Source organism: Neotabrizicola shimadae, from assembly GCF_019623905.1.
GTDB lineage: Bacteria > Pseudomonadota > Alphaproteobacteria > Rhodobacterales > Rhodobacteraceae > Neotabrizicola > Neotabrizicola shimadae.
Genome location: NZ_CP069370.1, coordinates 2,647,506 through 2,667,556, shown reverse-complemented (window position 1 = coordinate 2,667,556; position 20,051 = coordinate 2,647,506). Strand labels below are relative to the sequence as shown.

Here is a 20,051-nt window from a genome sequence, read left to right as displayed (position 1 = left end):
CCAAGGCCGGACCCTTCCAAGGGTCCGGCACTTCTTCGTCCATGAGACCGAATACGCTTCCCCTGTGGGGCGCCCCTACCGGTCCAGCGGCTCGACCCGCACCTCGCAAACGCTGCCGGTGTCCACCCCGGCCTTGCGGCACTGCGGTTCCGTCAGGTTGAAGAAAAACGCCTCCGATCCCTTGCCCCAGGGATGGACGGTCCGGGCAAAAGGCGCTGAGCCGTTCAGGCTCACCAGTGCCGCGAAGGACCCCGTCCTGCCCAAGACGAATTCAGGCTTGACCACGACATAGCGCGGCAGGAACGCTTCCTTGCGCAGGATGCGCGCGGTGAAGGTGAAGCCCTCAGCCAAGCGCCCGCGCCGCCGCCGCGCCCAGGCGCAGAAGCCGCTCCTCCTCGCCCGGTCCCGCCATCAGCGACAGCCCACAGGAGGGCTGGCCGGTGGGCAGTGTCAGAACGCAGCCGCCCATCAGGTTGCCGATGCGCGTGTTGCGCAGCGCAAGCAGGTTCTCGGCGGTGAAGAAGTCAGGCTCGGTCAGCAGGCGCTCGCGGTCGGGCGGCAGGATGGGCGAGGTCGGCAGAAGCACCGCGTCAAAGCCCGCGACCCGCGCGGCCCATTGCCGGCGCAGCCTGTCCAGCCGCACCCAGGCGCGGATCCAGTCCGCAGCCAGGACCTGCGCCCCGGCGCGGAAGCGGTTCAGAACCGGCGGGAACATCTTTTCCGGCGCGGTCTCGATGGTCTCGCCCCAGGTCGCCCAGGCCTCGGCGGTGAACAGCACCCCGGCCAGCGCCATGGCCTCGGCCACTTCGGGCGCCTGGATATGGGTCACGCTTGCCCCCGCGACCGCCAGCCTGTCCACTGCGCCCTCGAAGCCAAGCGCGGGGCGTTCGCGCACGTCCTCCAGCGCCACGGTGTCCAGCACGGCCAGCCGCGCGCCGGCAATGGCCGCGCCGGTCAGGTCGGCCGGGCGACCGCCTTCCAGGAGCGCCAGGATCTGCGCGCAATCCTCCACGCTTTTTGCGAGCGGCCCCACCGTGTCGAACCGTGGGCACAGCGGCACGACGCCTTGCAGCGACAGGCGGCCATGTGTGGTCTTCAGCCCCACGAGGTCGTTCCAGGCAGCGGGAATCCGCACCGATCCGCCAGTGTCCGACCCCACCGCCGCCGGGGCCAGCCCGAAGGCGACCGATGCCGCCGCGCCCGAGGACGAGCCGCCGGGCACCGCGCGGTCGTCGTTGATGCAGGGCGGCGTCGCCGTCACCGGGTTCAGCCCCAGGCCGGAAAAGGCCAGCTCTGTCATGTGGGTCTTGCCCAGGCAGATCGCCCCGCCCTCGGTGGCATTGGCCAGGACCACGGCATCCACCTCCGGCACCCGGCCCTTCAGATGGGCCGAACCGGCCTCTGTCGGGGCGCCCGAGGCATCGAACAGGTCCTTCCAGGACAGGGGTACCCCGTCCAGAAGACCGATGCGCAGGCCCGCCTTGGCCCGGCCATGCGCCGCCATTGCCATCGAGCGGGCGCGCCGCGGGGTCAGGCGGGCATAGATGCGGTCGCCCTGCGGGTGGCGGGTGCAGGCGTCCAGGAAGAACTCGGTCAGCTCCACCGGGCTGATGCGCCCCGCGCCGATCTCGCGCCCCAGCTCGCTTGCCGTCAGTGCCGACCAGACCGCCGCCATGCCCGTCTCCCTGCCATTTCCGGGACGGTAGCGGCACTGGCGCGCATGGACAATCCCGCCCGGCGGCACCATCTTCCCCCCATGACACCGGATACCGACATTCTCATCGCCGGCGGCGGGCTGAACGGCCCGGCGCTTGCCCTGGCCCTGGCGCAGGCCGGGCTGACCGTCACCGTGGTCGATGCCCGCCCGGCGCCCGCGCGCAGCGAGCCGGGCTTCGACGGCCGCGCCTATGCGCTCGCCCTGGCGTCACGCCGCCTGTTGCAGGCCATCGGCCTTTGGCCAGGCCTTGCGCCCCTGTCGCAGCCGATCCTGAAGATCGTGGCTTCGGACGGCCGCGCCGGGACCGGCGCCGCGCCCTTCTTCCTGACCTTCGATTCCGCCGAGATCGAGGAAGGCCCGATGGGCCACATGGTCGAGGACCGACACCTGTACGGTGCCTTCCTGCGCGCCCTGCAGGTTCATCCCGGCATCCGCCTGATCCCCGGCACCGCCGTCACCGGGCAGGAGCCGGTGCCTGGCGGCATCTGCGTCACCCTGTCGGACGACCAGGTGCTGACCGCCCGGCTGATCGCCGGCTGCGACGGGCGCGGCAGCGGCACCGCCACCCGCGCGGGCATCCGCCGCCAGGGCTGGGGCTATGGCCAGACCGCGCTTGTCACCGCGGTGGAGCATGAACGCCCGCATGAGGGCACCGCGCACCAGCTGTTCCTGCCATCGGGTCCGCTGGCCATCCTGCCCCTGCCGGGCAACCGTTCCTCCATCGTCTGGAGCGAGGACGAGGCGGCGGCCCGCGCGATCCAGGCGCTGCCGGACGAGGATTACCTGGCCGTGCTGCGCCCCCGCTTCGGCGAATTCCTGGGCGAGATCCGGCTGGCGGGCGACCGCTTCACCTATCCGCTGTCGCTGTCGCTGGCCGAACGCTTTGTCGCGCCGCGCGTGGCGCTGGTTGGCGATGCGGCGCATGGCGTGCATCCCATCGCGGGGCAGGGGCTGAACCTTGGCCTGCGCGACGTGGGGGCGCTGGCCGAGGTGCTGGTGGGCGCCGCCCGACGCGGCGAAGACATCGGCGCGCCCGATGTGCTGGACCGTTACCAGACCTGGCGCCGGTTCGACGCCACGGCGCTGGCGCTTGGCATGGACGGGGTGAACCGGCTCTTTTCCAACGACAACCCGCTGCTGCGGGGCCTGCGCGACCTGGGCCTTGGCGCGGTGAACGCCGCCCCGGCGCTCCGCCGCCGCTTCATGCGCGAGGCGGCGGGCCTGTCGGGCGACCTGCCGCGGCTGATGCAGGGCCAGCCGCTCTAGGCGGCGGTCCGGGCGCGCGCCGGTCAGTCCAGCCGGCGCGCTTCGCTTTCCAGCATGATCGGGATGCCGTCGCGCACCGGAAAGGCCAGGCCCGCGGCGCGGCTGATCAGTTCCTGCCGCTCGGCATCCCAGGTCAGCATCGCATGGGTCAGCGGGCAGACCAGCATCTCCAGCATCCGGCGGTCGTGGCGGGGCGTGTCGGTCATTGCAGCCTGTCTCCTCCCGCGCCGCCGGTCAGCGCGAATTCCATCAGCATCACCAGCGTCTCGCGCCGGGTGGTCAGCGAGGGCGCTTCCAGCAGCGCCTGCTTGTCGCCCGGCGCGAAGGGGCACAGCATCGACAGCGAGTTCACCAGAAGCTCGGTCTCGGCGCCGCGCAGGCCCTCCCAGTCGGTCGACATCTTCACCGACTGGAAGTAACGCCCCAGAACCGCAAGGAAGGCCGGCCGGTCGAAGCCCACGTCGCTTTCCGACGGGCCCAGATCGCGATCGAAATCCGCCCAGTCCACCGTGCAGCGGCGATAGGGCGCAAAGCCCTGCACCTCGTCGCGGATGCGGAACCGCGACACGCCGGTCAGGGTAATCATGTAGCGGCCATCCTCGGCCTCGGAAAACACCGTGACCCGGCCCGCGCAGCCGATGGCCTGAAGCCGTGCCTCGCCCCCGCCGGGCACCTCGCGCGGCTGCACCATGCCGATCAGCCGGTGCGACGTCTTGAGCGCGTCTTCCAGCATGGCCAGGTAGCGCGGCTCGAAGATGTGCAACGGCAACCGCGACCGGGGCAGAAGAAGCGCCCCCGGCAGCGGGAAGACCGGAATCACGTCCGGCAGGTCGGACACGCGCCTCAGCCCGGCAATGGCCATGGCTCAGGCGAAGATCATCGAGGACAGTCGGCGGCGGCCCTTCAGCACCACCGGATCGGTGGGCTTCATCGCCTCGAAGATGGTCAGAAGCTGGGCCTTGGCGGCGCCGTCGTTCCAGTCGCGGTCGCGGCGGAACAGGTCCAGCAGCTCGTCCACCGCCTCGTCCACCTTGCCCGCGGCATGAAGCGCCTGGGCAAGATCGAACCGCGCCTGCAGGTTTGCCGGATCGGCCGCCACAGCGGCGCGCAGCTCGGCTTCGGGCCCGGCATTGGCCGCCTGCCGCGCCAGGTTCAGCTGGGCGCGTGCGGCTTCGATCTCTTTCGACTTCGAAATGGCGGCGGGGGCGGCGGTCAGGAAGGCTTCGGCCTGATCCAGGTTGCCGGCGGCAATGTGGGCGCGCGCCATGCCGCCATAGGCCGCAGCATTCTCGGGCTCTTCACCCAGGATGGCGGCGAAGGTCTCGGCCGCGTCGGCCACCGCGCCTTCGGCCAGCATCTGCTCGGCCGCCTCCAGAGCCTCGGCAAGACCGCCGTCACCTGTCAGCGCGGTCAGACGGTCGATGAACTTCTTGATCTCGCTGGCCGGCACCGCACCCTGGAAGCCGTCGACCGGCTGGCCCTGCCAGAAGGCATAGACCGTGGGAATCGACTGGATGCGCAACTGGCCCGCGATCATCTGGTTGCGGTCGACATCGACCTTCACCATGCGGACCTTGCCCTTGGCTTCGGCCACGGCCTTTTCCAGCATCGGGCCAAGCGTCTTGCACGGGCCGCACCAGGTGGCCCAGAAATCGACGATCACGGGCACCTCGCGGCTGGCCTCGATCACGTCCTTCATGAATGTGGCGTCGGTGCCTTCCTTGATCAGGTCGGCGGCGGGCTGCGGTTTCTCGCTGATGCCGAGCATGGCGGTCCTCGTCAGTGGTTTGCCCCTATATGCGCGCGAGGCGGCCAAACGCCAAGGGGGAGCGACGCTTTACGCGCGGGGGCGGGCGCACTAGCCTGCCGGCAAACGGAGGATCCCATGCCCAACCTGATGTGCTTCGGCGACAGCAATACCCATGGCACGCCGCCCATCGTGACCCGCGGAGTCTATGCCCGCTTCGACACGGCGACGCGCTGGACCTGCGTGGCAGCGCGGGCGCTTGGGCCGGCGTGGCACCTGGCCGAGGAAGGCTTGCCCGGCCGCACCGCCCAATACGACGACCCGGTGATGGGGGCGCACATGAACGGGCGCACGGGGCTTCGGATCGCGCTGGAAAGCCACGGGCCGCTGGACGTGATGACCCTCATGCTGGGGACCAATGACGTGAAGACCCGCTTCGCCACCACGCCCGAGATGGTGGCGGCGGGGATCGCGGGCCTTCTGGACGTGGCGCAGTCGATGGAGATGCAGGCCCGTCATTCCGGCTTCAAGATCCTGCTGATCTGCCCGCCGCCGGTGGTGGAAACCGGGCCGATCAAGGTGGAGTTCTGGGGCGGGGCCGCCCGCAGCCAGGCTCTTGCTCCCCTGTTGGCCGACCTCGCGCAGTCGCGAGGCGTGGGCTTCCTGGACGCGGGCCGCGTGATCGAGGTGAGCCCGGTGGACGGTGTCCATTTCGACGAGGCCGCCCATGCCAAGCTGGGCGCCGCGGTGGCCGAGGCGGTGGCTGCGCTTTGAAAAATCCATGGCCTCCGCGCCCGGACGCGGTGGCCATGCTGGTGTCACGGGGATTGCCGCGTTGCGGGCAAGGATGAACGCCGAGTTAATCCGAACCAGCAACGCATTGAAATCGTTTGGGTCGTCAAGGCGTCCGAGCTCGGACGCCTCAACCCCGCCGCCGCCGCTCGCGCCGGCCGGCGCCGTCGTCCGCCCCGGTCCCGTCGGATGCCGAGGAGAAGGCCCCCAGCTTCTCGACGATGGTCTCCAGCGAAGGCCGCGGCCCCCTGGGTCGGCTGTCCAGCGCCGCCCGCATGGCCCGCAGGTGTTCGGGCATGGTCCCGCAGCACCCCCCGATGATCTTCACCCCGGCATCCCGCGCCAGCACGGCATATTCCGCCATCAACTCCGGGGTCCCGTCATAATGGATGTGCCCGTCGTGGTACTTCGGGATCCCGGCATTGCCCTTGGCGATCAGCGGCCGCTCGGTCCCGGCGGCGACAAAGCCCAGAACCGTCCGCATCAGGTCCGAGGCGCCCACGCCGCAGTTGGCCCCGAAGGCCAGGGGCGGGTTGGGCAGCGCCTCGACCATCTCGGCCATCGCCGCCGAGGTCATGCCCATCATGGTCCGCCCGGCGGTGTCAAAGCTCATGGTCCCGCACCAGGGCATGCCCGCCAGCGCCGCGGCTTCCGCCGCCGCCCGGTATTCTTCTGCGGCCGAGATCGTCTCGACCCACAGAACGTCCGCCCCGCCTTCCTTCAGCCCTTCGGCCTGCTCGTGGAAGATCTCCACGGCCGCGGCATGGGTCAGCGTGCCCATCGGCTCGAAAATCTCGCCCGTCGGCCCCATCGACCCGGCAACCACCACCGTGCGCCCGGCCTTGTCGGCCACCTCGCGCCCGATCGAGGCCGCCAGCCGGTTCAATTCGCGCACCCGTCCCTGCGCCCCGTGCAGCTTCAGCCGGGCCGCATTGCCCCCGAACGAGTTGGTCAGGAACAGATCCGACCCCGCCTCCACCGCGCTGCGGTACAGCGTGGCGATCCGGTCGGGATGCTCCACGTTCCACATCTCGGGCGGCTCGCCCGACGAGAGGCCCATGTTGAACAGGTTGGTCCCGGTGGCCCCATCGGCCAGCAGGAAGTCGCGGTCCGCCATCAGGCGTTGCAGCGCGTCGTGGGACATTGCGGGCCTCGGCCGGAAAGGAAAGGGAAAAGGGCAGGGGCCGCACCGCCCCCGCCCGAAGCGTCAGACTTCGCTGGCGAGCTGCTGCTTCGCCACGGTCATCAGCTCGGTCAGCTTCGACCGGATCTCCGCCTCGCTCGCCTTGCCGGCCAGATCGCCCGCGACCTTCGCCACAACGTCATCGACGCCCGGCTTCTCGAAATCCGATTCCACCACGCTCATCGCATAGGCCGCTGCATCGTCGCCCGACTTGCCCAGAAGCCCTGCGGCCCACAGCCCCAAGAGCCGGTTCCGCCGCGCCTCGGCCCGGAACATCATCTCGCTGTCATGGGCGAACTTGGCCTCGAACGCGTTCTCGCGGTCGTCGAAGGTGGTCATGGAAGGGTCCTCCGGCTGATCTCTCTGGCTTCCCATATGCCCACGGGCCAGCCCGCCTTCAAGCGCAATCGGCGGCCTCAGCGCCGCAGGCCGAACCGTGTCGCTGTCCAGTCCGGCGAAACCGCGCAGGTCTTGCTGTCGATCCAGCCCGCCGCCCGGAGCGCGGCCCTCAGATCGGCCTCGGCAAAGGCGGCGCCCTTGCCCTTGCGCGTGACGCCCCAGAACGGTAGCGCCAGCGCCTCGGCCACCGGCCAGACCGCACCAAAGGTCGCCGCGTCCGGCAGTTCGGCCAGCGCCATCGCGGCGCCTCCCGCCTCGGCCCGCCACGGGTCCACCGCCGCTGCTATCTCCGGCCCACTCAACGCCCCCAGTACAACCACCCGCCGGTCAGCGCGCAGGCCCAGCTTCTGGGCCAGATCCGGCGGCGGCGTCGCCACCGCCTTCGCCCAGGCCTCGGCCGCCGCACCCAGATCCGCCTCCAGCACGCCCTCCACCGTCTCGATCCGCAACACACCGTCCTGCGCCGTGGCCGCGCCCAGGCCCGTCCGCTCCAGCCGGGCCTTCAGCCCGCCGCGCAGGATCAGCGCATCGGCCTCCAGCAGCAGGCGCGCCCGCCCCGCGGCCCCGGCGAACCGCACCTCCGTCTCTGCCTCGCGTCCCATGCCGGCCTCCGTTTCCCCGATCCTGCCACCCCGCCACCGCCAGGCCAAGCGCGCAGCCGCCGTGGGGCCGTCCCGCCTTGCCGCTCCGCCCGCCTTGCCCTATAGCCGCCCTGTAAGGATGGGGTGGCCCGGCGCCGCCCCGTCCCGCATTGGAACCGGAGCATCCATGGCACGCCGCAAGAAGGTTTACGAGGGCAGGGCGAAGATCCTTTACGAAGGCCCCGAACCCGGAACCCTGATCCAGTACTTCAAGGACGATGCCGCCGTCCCCGCCGCGCCCGCCCCCTCGTCGGGCGTGGAAGGCAAGGGCGTGCTGAACAACCGCCTGTCGGAATTCTTCATGTCGGGGCTGAACGCCATCGGCGTGCCCACGCATTTCATCCGCCGCATCAACATGCGCGAACAGCTCGTCCGCATGGTCGAGATGATCCCGCTGGAGGTCGTGGTGCGCAACTTCGCCGCCGGCGACATCTCCGACCGGCTTGGCATCCCCGAAGGCACGCCGCTCCCGCGTCCGATCGTGGAGTACTACTACAAGGACGAACGGCTGAACCTGCCGCTGGTGTCGGAAGAACACATCATTGCCTTCAACTGGGCCAATCAGCAGGACCTGGACGACATCGTTGCGCTGGCGCTCCGCGTCAACGACTTCCTGTCCGGCGTCATGCTGGGCGTGGGCATCCGGCTGGCCGATTTCCGCATCGAGGTCGGCCGCATCTGGGAAGGCGATTTCATGCGCCTGATCGTGGCCGACGAGATCAGCCCCGATTCCATGCGCCTGTGGGATCTGCGGGCCGCGGAACTGCCCGACCGCGAGGGCCAGACCCGCGATCCCGGCCCGCTGCCGGATGTCTATACCGAACTGGCGCGGCGGCTTGGCGTGATGCCCTCGAACGTCACCCACGCCACGCCGAAGCCCTCGCTCATCAACTGAAAGGCTCGCCCATGGCCCTGAAAGCCCGCGTCCATGTCATGCTGAAGGACGGCGTCCTCGATCCCCAGGGCGAGGCCGTGCGTCACGCCCTCGGCACGCTCGGCTTTGCCGGTGTGCAGGCCGTGCGCCAGGGCAAGGTGATCGAGCTTGACCTTGCCGCCACCGACCGCGCCGCCGCCGAAACCGAGGTCAAGGCGATGTGCGAGAAGCTGCTCGCCAACACGGTGATCGAGAAATACACGGTCGAGATCGCCTGACCCCGGCCCCTTGACCGCGCGCCCGCCTCCGGTGCCAATGCGAGGCTCCGGAGGTTCCCATGCGCGCCGCCATCCTGACCGAATACAACCAGCCGCTCACCATCGGCACCGTCCCCGATCCGGCCTGCCCGGAAGACGGCGTGGTGCTGCGGCTCCTCGCCTGTGGCATCTGCCGGTCTGACTGGCACGGCTGGGTGGGCGAGCATCCGAAGGTGAAACCCGGCGACATCCTGGGCCACGAGTATTCCGGCGAGGTCGTCGCCGCCGGACCCCGCGCGCAGTGGAAGGTGGGCGACCGCGTGATCGCGCCGTTCATCCTGTCCTGCGGGGCCTGCCCCGACTGCCGCTCGGGCGCCTCGACCACCTGCAAGTCGCAGATCGTGCCCGGCTTCGGCACCCAGGGCGCCTGGGCCGAATATGTGGCCGTGCCCCATGCCCATAACCTTGCCGCCCTGCCCGAAGGGCTGTCGCCCATTCTGGCCGCGGGCCTTGGCTGCCGCGTCACCACCGCCTGGCACGCCCTGACCGGCCGCGCGGCGCTTCAGGCCGGCGAATGGCTGGCGATCCATGGCACCGGCGGGGTGGGGCTGTCGGCGCTGATCCTGGGCCGGGCGCTTGGCGCGCGTGTCATCGCGGTGGACGTCGTGCCCGAACGGCTGGACCATGCGCTGTCGCTTGGCGCCGAAGCGGTGGTCGATGCCCGCACAGGCCGCGCCGCGGCCGAGATCGTGGAGATCACCGGTGGCGGCGCCCATGTCAGCATCGAGGCGCTTGGCCATCCCGCCACGCTCGCCGCTTCGGTCGCCTGCCTGCGCCCTCTCGGCCGGCATGTGCAGGTGGGCTTGCCCACCGGCCATCAGGCGCGGATGGAGATCGACCTGAACGCGGTCTACATGAAGCAACTTGCGCTGTTCGGCACCCGCGGGATGCCGTCCTGGCGCTATCCCTCGCTTCTGGGGCTCATCGCGGCGGGGCGTGTCGATGTCTCGCCCATCGTGGCGCGCACCGTGCCCCTGTCGGGTGCCAGCGCCGAGCTTGCCGCCTTCAACGGTCCCATGCCCCCCGGCGTCGCGGTGATCGACAGCTTCGCCGCCTGAGGGCTCACCGCCAGACCGGCAGGCTCGTCACCACGGCCAGCGCAATCAACAGAAGGCTGGCGCGACGAAAGCTCCGCTCGTCCGCCAGCCAGAACAGGCGTGCCCCGGCGAAAAGCCCCAGTCCGTAGGCCGGCCCCATCACCAGCGCCCACCAAAGGGTGTCTCGCCCGATCAGGCCCGAGACCAGATAGGTCGCCAGCGAGATCAGGCTGCTCCCGGCAAAGAACACGATGATCTTGGCCCGCGCTTCAGTGTGGTCGCCCTGTCCGCCCAGCCAATAGGCCACCACCGGCGGGCCGCCGATCTGCGCGACGCCGCTGAACAGACCCGAAGCCGCCCCCACCGCCAGATCGGCCAGCGGATGCGGCGTCCCGCGGTACCGCCAACCCGAAGCCAGCAGTCCCAGCATCACCGTGGCGATGCCGGCAATCATCCAGCGCAGGGTCATGGGATCCAGGGACTTCAGAAGCCAGGCGCCGACCGGCACGGTCACCGCCGCTCCTGCCAGCATCACGGCAATGGCGGGCAGGGACACCTTTGGCAGCGCCCGAGGGATCATCGGCGCAGCCAGCACGATATCCACCAGCGCCAGCGTCGTTGCGGCCAGTTGCGGGCCGACCAGCGCGCTTGCCGGCGGCATGAAGATCAAGGCCGCCCCAAAGCCCGAAAACCCGCGGGCCAGTCCGGCAGTCAGCGCGACAAGGGCAAAGAGGGCAGGGGTCGGGACAGACATGCAGGTCTCCGGACCCGTCGCGGCATTGGCCTGCAACAGACCCCAGCCGCGCATCGGATGCAAGGTGGCGCCGCCGCGCGGCGATGGGGCTGGCAATTCCTCTGCGAAGGACTGGCGCCGGCGATCCTTCTGGAGAAGGTTCCCCAAACCGCCGCGCCCGGGGTTTTCGCGGAAATCCGGCGCGCATGACCCTTCGCAGAAGATTCCTGCACTGGAACCCGCGGCCCCGATGCGCTAGGGCACCCTCAGCCGCCACGCCATAGGGAGCGCCCGATGAAGGCCGCCGTCATCACCTTCCCCGGTTCCAACTGCGACCGCGATCTTGCCACCGCCTTCGAACGCGCGGGCTTCGATGTCGCCCGCGTCTGGCACAAGGAAACCGCGCTGCCTGCCGGCACCGACATCGTCGGCATCCCCGGCGGCTTCTCCTTCGGCGACTACCTGCGCTGCGGCGCCATCGCCGCCCGCTCGCCGGTGGGCCAGGCGGTCGTGGCCCATGCCGAGCGCGGCGGCTTTGTCCTTGGCATCTGCAACGGCTTCCAGGTGCTCACCGAAATGGGTCTCCTGCCGGGCGCGCTGATGCGCAACGCGGGGCTCAAGTTCGTCTGCCGCCCGGTGACGCTGACCGTCGCCACCAGTGCCAGCGCCTTCACCTCGGGCTATTCCGCCGGCCAGCAGATTCGCATCCCCGTCGCCCACCATGACGGCAACTACACCGCCGATGCCGCGACGCTGGCGGCCCTCAAGGCCGAGGACCGCATCGCCTTCACCTATGCCGACAACCCCAACGGCTCGATGGGCGACATCGCCGGCATCCTGTCCGCCAACCGCCGCGTCCTGGGCATGATGCCCCACCCCGAACGCGTGGTGGACCCGGTGCAGGGCGGCACCGACGGCGCGGCCCTGTTCTCCGCGCTCCTTGGCGGGATGGTGCCGGCCTGAGGCAGCTTCCGGGGGCCTTGCTTGTGGCCCCCTCCGCCGGGGCCTAGATTTGCCCCATGACGCTCCGCAGCCCGCTCGCCCCCTCGTCTGACGACTCGTCGGCCTCCTGGCCGATCCGCCTGGCGGTGGGCCTTCTGGTGATCTTCGCCATTGTCGTGGTGCTGGTCACCAACCGCTGGCTGACGGACCGCTTCACCGAAACCACCCGCAACCGCGCCGACCTGCGGCTTGCGCTCTATTCCGGCAACATCGTCTCGGAACTGCAGCGCACCTCCGTCGTGCCGCTGCTTCTGGGGCAGGATCCCGCTCTTCTGCAGGCACTGAAGGAAGGCACCTTCACCTCCACCTCGCAGCGCCTGATGCGCGTCCAGCAGGAAATCGGCGTCGCCTCGATCATGCTGCTGGACAAGGACGGCCGCACCGTCGCCGCCACCAACCGCAACATCCTTGGCACCTGGTTCGCCTCGGCGCCCTTCTACCTGGATGCCATCCGCGCCGGCGACACCGTCTTCACGGCCACCCCCCGCGATGGTGGCGGCTTCGACTTCGCCTATTCCCGCGCCATCGTGTCCGATGGCAAGCCGCTCGGCGTCATCGTCGTGGCCGTGGACCTGATGAAATTCGAACGCTCCTGGTCCGGCCTGCAGGACGTGGTCGTCGTCACCAATTCCGAAGGCGTCGTCGTCCTGGGCACCGACCCGCGCTGGCGCGGCAAGCCCCTTGAAGAGGCGCTCACCCGCGGCGACCGGCTGTCCGTCTTCGACCGCGCCCTGCAAGCCACCACCGATTTCACGCAGCGCCCGCCGGATGCCTACCTGCGCGGCGAGGCGGTGATGAAGACCGAGGCGCGCGTCCCCTTCCGCGGCTGGCGCATCTACAACTTCACCGCCTACGATTCGGTGCGCGAACGCGTGAACGGCGTGCTGGCGCTGGAGATCATGGGCTTCGCCATCCTGCTGGCGCTCACCTTCTACGTCCTGTCCCGCCGCGCCTGGTCGCAGACCCGCAGCTTCCGCCGCGAATCCGCCGAACTGCGGCTCCTGAACGCCCGGCTCCAACGCGAAATCGCCGAACGCGAGAAGGCGCAGAAATCGCTGGAGGTGGCCGAACTCACCCTCGCCCAGTCCTCCAAGCTTGCCGCATTGGGCGAGATGTCGGCCGCCGTCAGCCACGAGCTGAACCAGCCCCTCGCCGCGATGAAGACCTACCTCGCCGGCGCGCGGCTCCTTCTGCAACGCAAGCGCCCCGAAGAGGCGCTGTCCTCCTTCCAGCGCATCGACGACCTGATCGACCGCATGGGCGCCATCACCCGCCAGCTCAAGTCCTACGCCCGCAAGGGCGGCGAGGCGTTCGAGCCGGTGGACCTGCGCACCTCGCTCTCCTCCGCCCTGTCCATGATGGAACCGCAACTGAAGCAGCGCCTGGTGAAGATCACCCGCGCCCTGCCGCGCCAGCCCGTCATGGTCATGGCCGACCGCATCCGCCTGGAACAGGTCATCATCAACCTGTTGCGCAACGCGCTGGACGCCACGCGCCAGACCGCCGCGCCACAGATCGACCTGATGATCGCCGCCGGCGAAACCGCGACCCTCACCGTGCGCGACAACGGCCACGGCATCGAGGATCTGGAGAATCTCTTCGAACCTTTCTACACCACCAAGAAACCGGGCGAGGGCGTGGGCCTTGGCCTGGCCATCTCCTCGGGCATCGTGACCGATCTCGGCGGCCGCCTCACGGCGCGCAATGCCGAAGGCGGGGGCGCGGTGTTCGAAATGCAGCTGCCCATCTACGGCAGCGAAGCCGAAGCAGCAGAATGAGGGGCGCATGACCCGGGCAATGAAAGTGGCCATCGTCGATGACGAGGCCGACATGAGGGCATCCATCAGCCAGTGGCTGGCGCTCTCGGGATTCGACACCGAAACCTATGCCAGCGCGGAAGACGCGCTGAAGGGCATCGGCCCCGACTGGCCCGGCGTCGTGGTCAGCGACATCAAGATGCCCGGCATGGATGGCATGGCCTTCCTGAAACGGTTGATGAGCCTCGATTCCGGCCTGCCGGTCATCCTCATCACCGGCCACGGCGACGTGCCCATGGCGGTCGAAGCCATGCGCGTCGGCGCCTTCGACTTCCTGGAAAAGCCGTTCAACCCCGACCGCATGACCGAACTGGCCAAGCGCGCCACCCAGACGCGCCGCCTCACGCTGGACAACCGGGCACTGCGCAAGGAACTGGCCGACGGCTCGGTGATGATGAAGAAGCTCATCGGCGGCTCCCCGGCGATGGACCGCCTGCGCGAGGACATCCTCGATCTCGGCCAGGCCGACAGCCATGTGCTGATCGACGGCGAAACCGGCACGGGCAAGACGCTGGTGGCCCATGCGCTCCATGCCGTCGGCCCCCGCGCGTCCAAGAAATTCGTCTCGATCTCCTGCGCCGCCTGGTCCGAAGACCAGCTGGTGCAGCGCCTGTTCGGCCCCGCCGAAGATGGCTCGATCCCGCTTGTCGAGGAAGCCCGCGGCGGCACGCTCTGCCTTGAAGACATCGAAGACCTGCCGAACGCGCTTCAGGCCCGGCTCCTGGCCTTCATCAACGACCAGGGCACCCCGCCCGAAACCCGAGTGATCGCCATCTGCAACGGCCATACCCCCGACAAGACCCTGGCCGAAACGCTGCGCCCCGACCTCTTCTACCGGCTTGGCGCCATGACGATCGTCTGCCCGCCGCTGCGCACCCGCGGCGAGGACATCCTCACCCTCTTCACCCGGCTTTCCGAACAATTCGCCGAGGAATATGGCTGCGACGCCCCGCAGGTCACGGCGCAAGAGGCCGCCCAGCTTCTTCAGGCGCCCTGGCCCGGCAACGTGCGCCAGCTCGTGAACATCGCCGAACGCGCGGTCCTGCAAAACCGCCGCGGCTCGGGCTCCATCGCCTCGCTCCTGATGGCCGACAACGAGGCCGCGGGCCCGACGCTGACCACGGAAGGAAAGCCGCTGAAGGATTACGTCGAAGCCTTCGAACGGATGCTGATCGACAACACGATGCGCCGCCACAAGGGCAGCATCGTCGCGGTGATGGAGGAACTCTGCCTTCCCCGTCGCACCCTGAACGAGAAGATGGCCAAGTATGGCCTGACCCGCGGCGACTACGTCTGATCCCGTGAAGGGGGCAGTCGCCCCCTTACACCCCCTCCCTGACGCCCCGGTCAGCGCTGGAGCGCGGTTCACCGGGGCAGGGGCGGCCTATTGTGGGAATCCCCAATATATCCGAGGGCGCGGTTGCCGTAATCTGGGCGCAGGTCATCTGCGACGGAGGCTGCCTGCCATGTCCGAGCTTGCCCTGCCCGTGCCTGACGCCCTTGCCCTGCCAGACTCGGCGCCTGTCGCGCGGGACCCGCGCCTGCCGCAGTCCCAGGTCTTGTACGACCGGATTTCGGCTCTGGACTTGGACCAGTCGGACCGCGCGCTTGGCTTTGCGGCCCGGCTGGCGCGCGAGAATCTGTGGAGCGAAATCCAGGCCCGCGCCGTGATCGAGGAATACAAGCGCTTCCTCTACCTGATGGCGACGTCCACGGATCTCCTCACCCCGTCCGAGGCGGTAGATGCGGCCTGGCACCTGCACCTGAGCTATTCTCGGTCCTATTGGGATGACCTGTGCACGGGCATCCTGGGCGGGCTGCCGCTACACCACGATCCGACCGAAGGTGGCGAGGCAGCGGAGGAGCGCTTTCGCGCGGCCTATGCCAGAACCCTGATACGCTATCGTCAGGTGTTCGGGTCACAGCCGCCGGCCGATATCTGGCCCGATGTCGAGACGCGCTTCGCCGAAGCCGGGACTCAGCGCATGGTCAGTACGCACACGCATTGGGTGGTGCGGCGGCCGGTCCGTCTGCTGCGTGCGCTGGCGGCCGCGGTAACGTTGGCCATTCCGATAGCGGCACTAGCCATCGCGTGGGCTGTCCACGCCGATGCTCTGCCGACGGTCATTTTCGTCGGGGTTGTCAGTACGGTCTTTCTGGGGGTTCCGCTTGGGCATTTTGCCCTGACCGGCAAGTGGGAATGGTGGAAATCCACCAACGATGCGGGCGGCTGCGGTGGCTGTGGCGGTTGTGGCGGCTAGCCCCCTTGCCGCGCCGCCATCGCCGCGTCACTCTGCCCCCATGGAAAGCCTAGCCCAGTTCCGCGCCGACCGCCTCGCCGCCCTCACCGCCCCGGACGGCTGGCTCAACCTCATCGACCGTATCGAGACCGGCGCCGGCACCTGGACCGTTGGCCGGGCCGAAGGCAACGATCTGCGGCTCTCGGCCGGCCCCGCCCATCTGGGCCGCCTGACCGTCACACCGGACAACAAGGCCGTCCTCACCGATCTTGCCGGACAGGACCACCCGTTCCAGCCCCGGCCCGAGGCGCCGGCGGGGCTCGAGGTCGCCGACCTCCTTCTGGAGCTTCACGTTGTCGAAGGCCGCCCCGCGCTGCGCGTACGCCAGACCGACCACCCGGCCCGGCTTGCCTTTCCCGGCTTGCACCACTTTCCCGACAATCCCGACTGGGTCATCCGCGCAGTTTGGGAGGGGCTGGAGCAACCTCAGGCCCTTGGCATCGCCATGAAGGGCGGCGCCGCCGATACCGTCACCATCTCGCACCGCGCCCGCTTTGCCCATGAGGGGCAGCAGGTCGTGCTGACGCCCACCCACTGGAAGGGCGGCAAGCCGATGTTCGTAATCCGCGATGCCACGGCGGGCAAGGACACCTACGGCGCCGCCCGCTTCCTTCTGGGCGAGGATGCGGGCGACGGGGCGATCACGCTGGATTTCAACCGCGCCACCAACCCGCCCTGCGCCTTCACCGACCTCGCCATCTGCCCGCTGCCACCTCCCGGCAACGTGCTGACCTTCCGCATCGAGGCCGGCGAACGCTGGCCGTGATCGCGGCCCAACCAGGTCCCCGACGTCGGCAAATTGTTAAGTCCAAGTTAAGGCGGCTTCGCAACCCATTGAAATATATGGATCGAGCGAAGCGTCCGAGCTCGGACGCCTAGCCGGCCACCGGGGTCCACAGGATATGGTCGATGCTGGGCGCCCCGGTGGCCAGCATCACCAGCCGGTCGAACCCCATGGCAATCCCCGAGGCCGCGGGCATCAGGGCAAGGGCGGCCAGGAACTCCTCGTCCAGGGGATACCGCTCCCCATAGACCCGGGCCTTCTCGTCCATCTCGGCCTCGAACCGGCGGCGCTGCTCAGCCGGGTCGGTCAGCTCGCCGAACCCGTTGGCCAGCTCCACCCCGCAAGCATAGACCTCGAACCTTTCCGCCACCCGCGGGTCGTCCGGGCACCGCCGCGCCAGCGCTGCCTCCGCCGCCGGATAGCGGTCCAGCACGGTCAGCCGCCCGTGCCCCAGATGCGGCTCAACCCTCTCGACCAGCACACGGGACAGCATGTCGGACCAGGTATCGTCCGGCGCGGCCTTCATCCCCGCCGCCTCCATCGCCGCCCGCAGGGCAGGGGCGTCGGTCGTCCCGTCGGCCCGGATCGTGGCCAGCAGGTCGATGCCGGCATGGTCCGCGAAGGCCTCGGCCACCGACACCCGCTCGAAGGGCAGCGCCGGGTCGCAGCTCCGGTCACGGAACCGCAGCACCCCTGCGCCCGAGGCTTCGGCCGCCAGCCGCGCGAAGGCCGCGACGTCCTCCATCAGGACCGTGTAATCCTCCCCCACCCGGTACCATTCCAGCATCGTGAACTCGGGGCTGTGCAGCGCCCCCCGCTCGCGGTTCCGCCAGACATGGGTGAAGGCCGCGATCCTTTGCTCTCCCGCCGCCAGCAGCTTCTTCATGGCGAACTCGGGCGAGGTGTGGAGGTACATCCCCCGCCCGGCCCCGTCGTTCCCGATGGCTGTGGTGGCAAAGCCGTGGAGGTGCGCCTCGTTCCCCGGGCTGACCTGCAGCGCCGCCGGGTCCACCTCGACGAAGTCGCGCGCGGCGAGCCAGCCGCCTATGGCCTGCCGGATGCGGTTGCGGGCCATAAGCCCGGCCCGCCGCCCCTCATGCACTTCGGGTCGCCACCACTGATCCATGCCGTTCTCTCTGGAATTCCTGTGCCGGATGCGCTAGGGCCAGCGCCAATTCCGCGCGCGTCTAGCGCGGACCCTGGACCGCTGCAAGGAAACACCCGTGAAAGTCATCGCCTCTTCCCTCCGCAAGGGCAATGTCGTCGATATGGACGGCCGGCTCTACGTCGTTCTCTCTGCCACCAACTTCCACCCCGGCAAGGGCACGCCGACCACCTCGGTCGACATGCGCCGCATCTCGGACGGGGTGAAGGTGTCGGAACGCTGGAAGACCACCGACCAGGTGGAAAAGGCCACAGTGGACGAGCGGGAGTATGACTTCCTCTACGAGGACGGCGAGGGGTTCCACTTCATGGAACCGGAAAGCTATGACCAGGTCGTGGTGACCGAGGACATCATGGGCGCCAACAAGGTCTATCTGCAGGAAGGCATGCGCTGCTACCTCAAGACCTTTGACGGTGCGCCGATCGCCATCGAAGTGCCGCAGAAGATCACCGTCGAGATCACCGAGACCGAGCCGGTGGTGAAAGGCCAGACGGCCTCGTCGTCCTACAAGCCGGCTATGACCTCGAACGGTCTGCGCGTGATGGTGCCGCCGCATATCGGGCCGGGCACCCGCATCGTCATCAACACCGACGACGACAGCTACGTCGAGCGCGCCAAGGACTGATCCTGGCGAAGTCTGTTCAGGAGGGGTCGCAGTCCGCTGCGGCCCCTTTTGCATTTCTGCCGGTCAGAACCAGGCACGCCAGGCGTAGATCAGGGTCATGGCACAGCCGATCACGATGATCGTGCTGCGCACGGCCTGGGCGGGAAGCACGGCGATCAGCTTGCCGCCGGAAAACCCGCCACAAGCCGCGCCGACCAGCATCACCAGGGTCTGCGGCCAGGCGATCAGGCCCATCACCACGAAGACCACGACCGCTGTCAGGTTGGCGACCGTGGAGGCGACGTTCTTGATGGCATTGGCCTGGCGCAGTTCCTCGTGCCCGGTGATGGCCAGCACGGCCATCAGCATCACGCCAAGCCCGGCCCCGAAGTAGCCGCCGTAGGCGGCGGCCGGGAAGATCAGACCGATGCGCAGGGTCTCGGACCCGTCGGCAAGCCCGCGCACCATGCCCTGGATGCGCTTGCCGAAGGCGAAGACCAGCGTGGCGAAGCCGATCAGCGCGGGCACCAGCAATGAGAAGACACTGTCCGAGGTCAGCATCAGAAGGACGCCGCCGAAGGCGCCGCCCAACAGAGCCGAGACGAGCAGCATTGCGAAGCCGCGGCTCCAGCCCGGAAGTTTCCCACGGTCGGCCCAGGCGGCCATCAGGGCGCCGGGCAGCACGGCGAGCGCGTTCGAGGCATTGGCGATGACGGGAGGCAGGCCCGAGGCCAGCATGGCCGGAAAGGTGATCAGCGTGGCGCCGCCGGCGATGGCATTGGCCAGACCGCCGAGGAATCCCGCGCCGAACAGCATGAGAATGATCCAGAGTTCCAAGGTGCCTCCGATGGCCAGGTTCGAACGAAGCGCGATCCTTTCCGTGGCAGGCCGGAAAGGCAAGGCGTCATGGACAGGGGCTCAGCCGGCGATTTCGGCCAGGAGTCCGTCGCGGAACGCAAGAAGGCTTTCGTGGCGGAGCTGCGCGAGGCGGCGCCCCGTCACGGTCTGGAAGCCTTTGGCGAGCGTGAGAAGCTTGGTCTCGAAATGGTCCAGAGCAAAGCGGCGGTCGTCCAGCGGGCGGTTCGTGGCCTGCGGATCCGCGGGGTCGTAGAGGGCCGCGCCAGTGCGCCCGGCGACGTAGAAGCAGCGCGCCACGCCGATCAGGCCGATGGCATCCAGACGGTCGGCGTCCTGCAGGATGCGGGCTTCCAGTGTTTCCGGCGCGATGCCGGCGGAAAAGCTGTGTGCGGCAATGGCATGGGCCACGGCAGCGACACGCGGTGCGGGCCAGCCGAGGCTGGCGAGGAGTTCGCCCGCCCGTTCCGCCGCAAGGCGTGAGGCCTGCGACCGCAGTGGAGAGGTCTTTTCGACCGCCACGCAATCGTGCAGCAGCGTAGCGGCCAGCAGGATTTCCTCATCGCCTCCCTCTTCGGCCATCAGCTGCCGCACGTTGGCCCAGACCCGCAGAATGTGGCTGAGGTCGTGCGAGCCGTCACCGGGGCTGGCGGCGTGTGGCGTAAGCCGGGCGGCAAGGGCGCTGTGCGGGGCAAATCGGGGATCGGTCATGCCGCGAAGGCTGTCGCAGGCGGTGCGGGCTGTCCAGTGGGGTACTCGCGCGCCTTTGCCTTGCGTTTTGCCGCTCGTTTCGGCAGGAAACCCGCGTCACTTGCAGG

At 69.1% G+C, this 20,051-nt stretch carries 23 protein-coding genes; 11 read left to right on the top strand and 12 right to left on the bottom strand.

Features of this window, described 5'->3' with window-relative positions:
* Positions 1 to 75 precede the first annotated feature (75 nt).
* Both JO391_RS13000 and JO391_RS12995 read right to left on the bottom strand, forming a co-directional pair.
* Positions 76 to 351, bottom strand: coding sequence for a hypothetical protein (locus JO391_RS13000; protein ID WP_220660903.1), 276 nt, complete (start codon positions 349 to 351; stop codon positions 76 to 78).
* On the bottom strand, positions 344 to 1,675 hold the full coding sequence (locus JO391_RS12995) for an amidase (RefSeq protein WP_220660902.1): 1,332 nt from the start codon (positions 1,673 to 1,675) through the stop codon (positions 344 to 346). Before JO391_RS12995 ends, JO391_RS13000 begins: the two co-directional genes overlap by 8 nt.
* Before the next feature lie 81 nt (positions 1,676 to 1,756).
* Here JO391_RS12995 and JO391_RS12990 point away from each other — a divergent pair, with 81 nt between their 5' ends.
* On the top strand, positions 1,757 to 2,983 hold the full coding sequence (locus tag JO391_RS12990; protein WP_220660901.1) for an FAD-dependent monooxygenase: 1,227 nt from the start codon (positions 1,757 to 1,759) through the stop codon (positions 2,981 to 2,983).
* A gap of 23 nt (positions 2,984 to 3,006) precedes the next feature.
* Here JO391_RS12990 and JO391_RS12985 read toward each other — a convergent pair whose 3' ends face one another.
* The 3 genes from JO391_RS12985 to trxA are packed head-to-tail and all read right to left on the bottom strand — an operon-like array spanning position 3,007 to position 4,751.
* Positions 3,007 to 3,189, bottom strand: a complete 183-nt coding sequence (locus JO391_RS12985; RefSeq protein WP_220660900.1) for a Trm112 family protein — start codon at positions 3,187 to 3,189, stop codon at positions 3,007 to 3,009.
* The gene (locus JO391_RS12980; protein WP_375155666.1) at positions 3,186 to 3,845 is read right to left on the bottom strand and encodes an LON peptidase substrate-binding domain-containing protein; all 660 of its coding nucleotides are present in this window, start codon (positions 3,843 to 3,845) and stop codon (positions 3,186 to 3,188) included. The genes JO391_RS12985 and JO391_RS12980 overlap by 4 nt, the downstream gene beginning before the upstream one ends.
* A 3-nt stretch (positions 3,846 to 3,848) precedes the next feature.
* Positions 3,849 to 4,751 (bottom strand): thioredoxin, encoded by a 903-nt coding sequence (gene trxA / locus JO391_RS12975; RefSeq protein ID WP_220660899.1) that lies wholly within the window; start codon positions 4,749 to 4,751, stop codon positions 3,849 to 3,851.
* Positions 4,752 to 4,868: 117 nt separating this feature from the next.
* On the opposite strand from trxA, the gene JO391_RS12970 reads away from it, so the two are divergent.
* Positions 4,869 to 5,504, top strand: coding sequence for a GDSL-type esterase/lipase family protein (locus JO391_RS12970; protein WP_220660898.1), 636 nt, complete (start codon positions 4,869 to 4,871; stop codon positions 5,502 to 5,504).
* A 148-nt stretch (positions 5,505 to 5,652) separates the two neighbouring features.
* Here JO391_RS12970 and bmt read toward each other — a convergent pair whose 3' ends face one another.
* From bmt to JO391_RS12955, 3 genes are all read right to left on the bottom strand, one after another.
* Entirely contained in the window at positions 5,653 to 6,666 is a 1,014-nt protein-coding gene (bmt, locus tag JO391_RS12965) for a betaine--homocysteine S-methyltransferase (protein WP_220660897.1), read from the bottom strand.
* A 63-nt stretch (positions 6,667 to 6,729) separates the two neighbouring features.
* Positions 6,730 to 7,044, bottom strand: coding sequence for a DUF1476 domain-containing protein (locus JO391_RS12960; RefSeq protein ID WP_220660896.1), 315 nt, complete (start codon positions 7,042 to 7,044; stop codon positions 6,730 to 6,732).
* A gap of 77 nt (positions 7,045 to 7,121) precedes the next feature.
* Positions 7,122 to 7,706, bottom strand: a complete 585-nt coding sequence (locus JO391_RS12955; protein WP_220660895.1) for a hypothetical protein — start codon at positions 7,704 to 7,706, stop codon at positions 7,122 to 7,124.
* A 166-nt stretch (positions 7,707 to 7,872) separates the two neighbouring features.
* Between JO391_RS12955 and JO391_RS12950 the strand changes: the two genes are divergently transcribed.
* From JO391_RS12950 to JO391_RS12940, 3 genes are read left to right on the top strand one after another with little or no spacing between them, the layout of a single operon-like run.
* A complete protein-coding gene (locus tag JO391_RS12950; protein ID WP_220660894.1) occupies positions 7,873 to 8,640 on the top strand; it encodes a phosphoribosylaminoimidazolesuccinocarboxamide synthase in 768 nt (255 codons plus the stop codon).
* A 17-nt stretch (positions 8,641 to 8,657) separates the two neighbouring features.
* The gene (gene purS, locus JO391_RS12945; RefSeq protein ID WP_220664556.1) at positions 8,658 to 8,897 is read left to right on the top strand and encodes a phosphoribosylformylglycinamidine synthase subunit PurS; all 240 of its coding nucleotides are present in this window, start codon (positions 8,658 to 8,660) and stop codon (positions 8,895 to 8,897) included.
* A 59-nt stretch (positions 8,898 to 8,956) separates the two neighbouring features.
* Positions 8,957 to 9,994 carry a zinc-binding dehydrogenase gene (locus JO391_RS12940; RefSeq protein WP_220660893.1) on the top strand — a complete coding sequence of 346 codons (1,038 nt, stop codon included), beginning with the start codon at positions 8,957 to 8,959 and terminating at the stop codon, positions 9,992 to 9,994.
* A gap of 4 nt (positions 9,995 to 9,998) precedes the next feature.
* Here the strand turns inward: JO391_RS12940 and JO391_RS12935 are convergent, their stop codons facing one another.
* Positions 9,999 to 10,727 (bottom strand): sulfite exporter TauE/SafE family protein, encoded by a 729-nt coding sequence (locus tag JO391_RS12935; RefSeq protein WP_220660892.1) that lies wholly within the window; start codon positions 10,725 to 10,727, stop codon positions 9,999 to 10,001.
* Positions 10,728 to 11,000: 273 nt separating this feature from the next.
* On the opposite strand from JO391_RS12935, the gene purQ reads away from it, so the two are divergent.
* From purQ to JO391_RS12910, 5 genes are all read left to right on the top strand, one after another.
* Positions 11,001 to 11,669, top strand: a complete 669-nt coding sequence (gene purQ, locus JO391_RS12930) for a phosphoribosylformylglycinamidine synthase subunit PurQ (RefSeq protein ID WP_220660891.1) — start codon at positions 11,001 to 11,003, stop codon at positions 11,667 to 11,669.
* Between the two features lie 56 nt (positions 11,670 to 11,725).
* Complete coding sequence (locus JO391_RS12925) at positions 11,726 to 13,486, top strand: sensor histidine kinase (RefSeq protein WP_220660890.1); 1,761 nt, start codon at positions 11,726 to 11,728, stop codon at positions 13,484 to 13,486.
* Between the two features lie 7 nt (positions 13,487 to 13,493).
* A complete protein-coding gene (locus JO391_RS12920) occupies positions 13,494 to 14,822 on the top strand; it encodes a sigma-54-dependent transcriptional regulator (protein ID WP_220660889.1) in 1,329 nt (442 codons plus the stop codon).
* A 169-nt stretch (positions 14,823 to 14,991) separates the two neighbouring features.
* On the top strand, positions 14,992 to 15,786 hold the full coding sequence (locus JO391_RS12915) for a glycine-rich domain-containing protein (protein ID WP_220660888.1): 795 nt from the start codon (positions 14,992 to 14,994) through the stop codon (positions 15,784 to 15,786).
* A complete protein-coding gene (locus JO391_RS12910; RefSeq protein ID WP_259444695.1) occupies positions 15,761 to 16,591 on the top strand; it encodes a DUF1684 domain-containing protein in 831 nt (276 codons plus the stop codon). Before JO391_RS12915 ends, JO391_RS12910 begins: the two co-directional genes overlap by 26 nt.
* A 109-nt stretch (positions 16,592 to 16,700) precedes the next feature.
* Here JO391_RS12910 and epmA read toward each other — a convergent pair whose 3' ends face one another.
* A complete protein-coding gene (epmA, locus tag JO391_RS12905; protein WP_220660887.1) occupies positions 16,701 to 17,735 on the bottom strand; it encodes an EF-P lysine aminoacylase EpmA in 1,035 nt (344 codons plus the stop codon).
* Positions 17,736 to 17,832: 97 nt separating this feature from the next.
* On the opposite strand from epmA, the gene efp reads away from it, so the two are divergent.
* Positions 17,833 to 18,399: an elongation factor P gene (gene efp, locus JO391_RS12900; RefSeq protein ID WP_220660886.1), complete on the top strand. Its 567-nt coding sequence runs from the start codon at positions 17,833 to 17,835 to the stop codon at positions 18,397 to 18,399.
* A gap of 63 nt (positions 18,400 to 18,462) precedes the next feature.
* Here the strand turns inward: efp and JO391_RS12895 are convergent, their stop codons facing one another.
* Positions 18,463 to 19,215, bottom strand: coding sequence for a sulfite exporter TauE/SafE family protein (locus JO391_RS12895; protein WP_220660885.1), 753 nt, complete (start codon positions 19,213 to 19,215; stop codon positions 18,463 to 18,465).
* A gap of 81 nt (positions 19,216 to 19,296) precedes the next feature.
* Positions 19,297 to 19,944, bottom strand: a complete 648-nt coding sequence (locus JO391_RS12890) for an HD domain-containing protein (RefSeq protein ID WP_220660884.1) — start codon at positions 19,942 to 19,944, stop codon at positions 19,297 to 19,299.
* Positions 19,945 to 20,051: the final 107 nt, after the last annotated feature.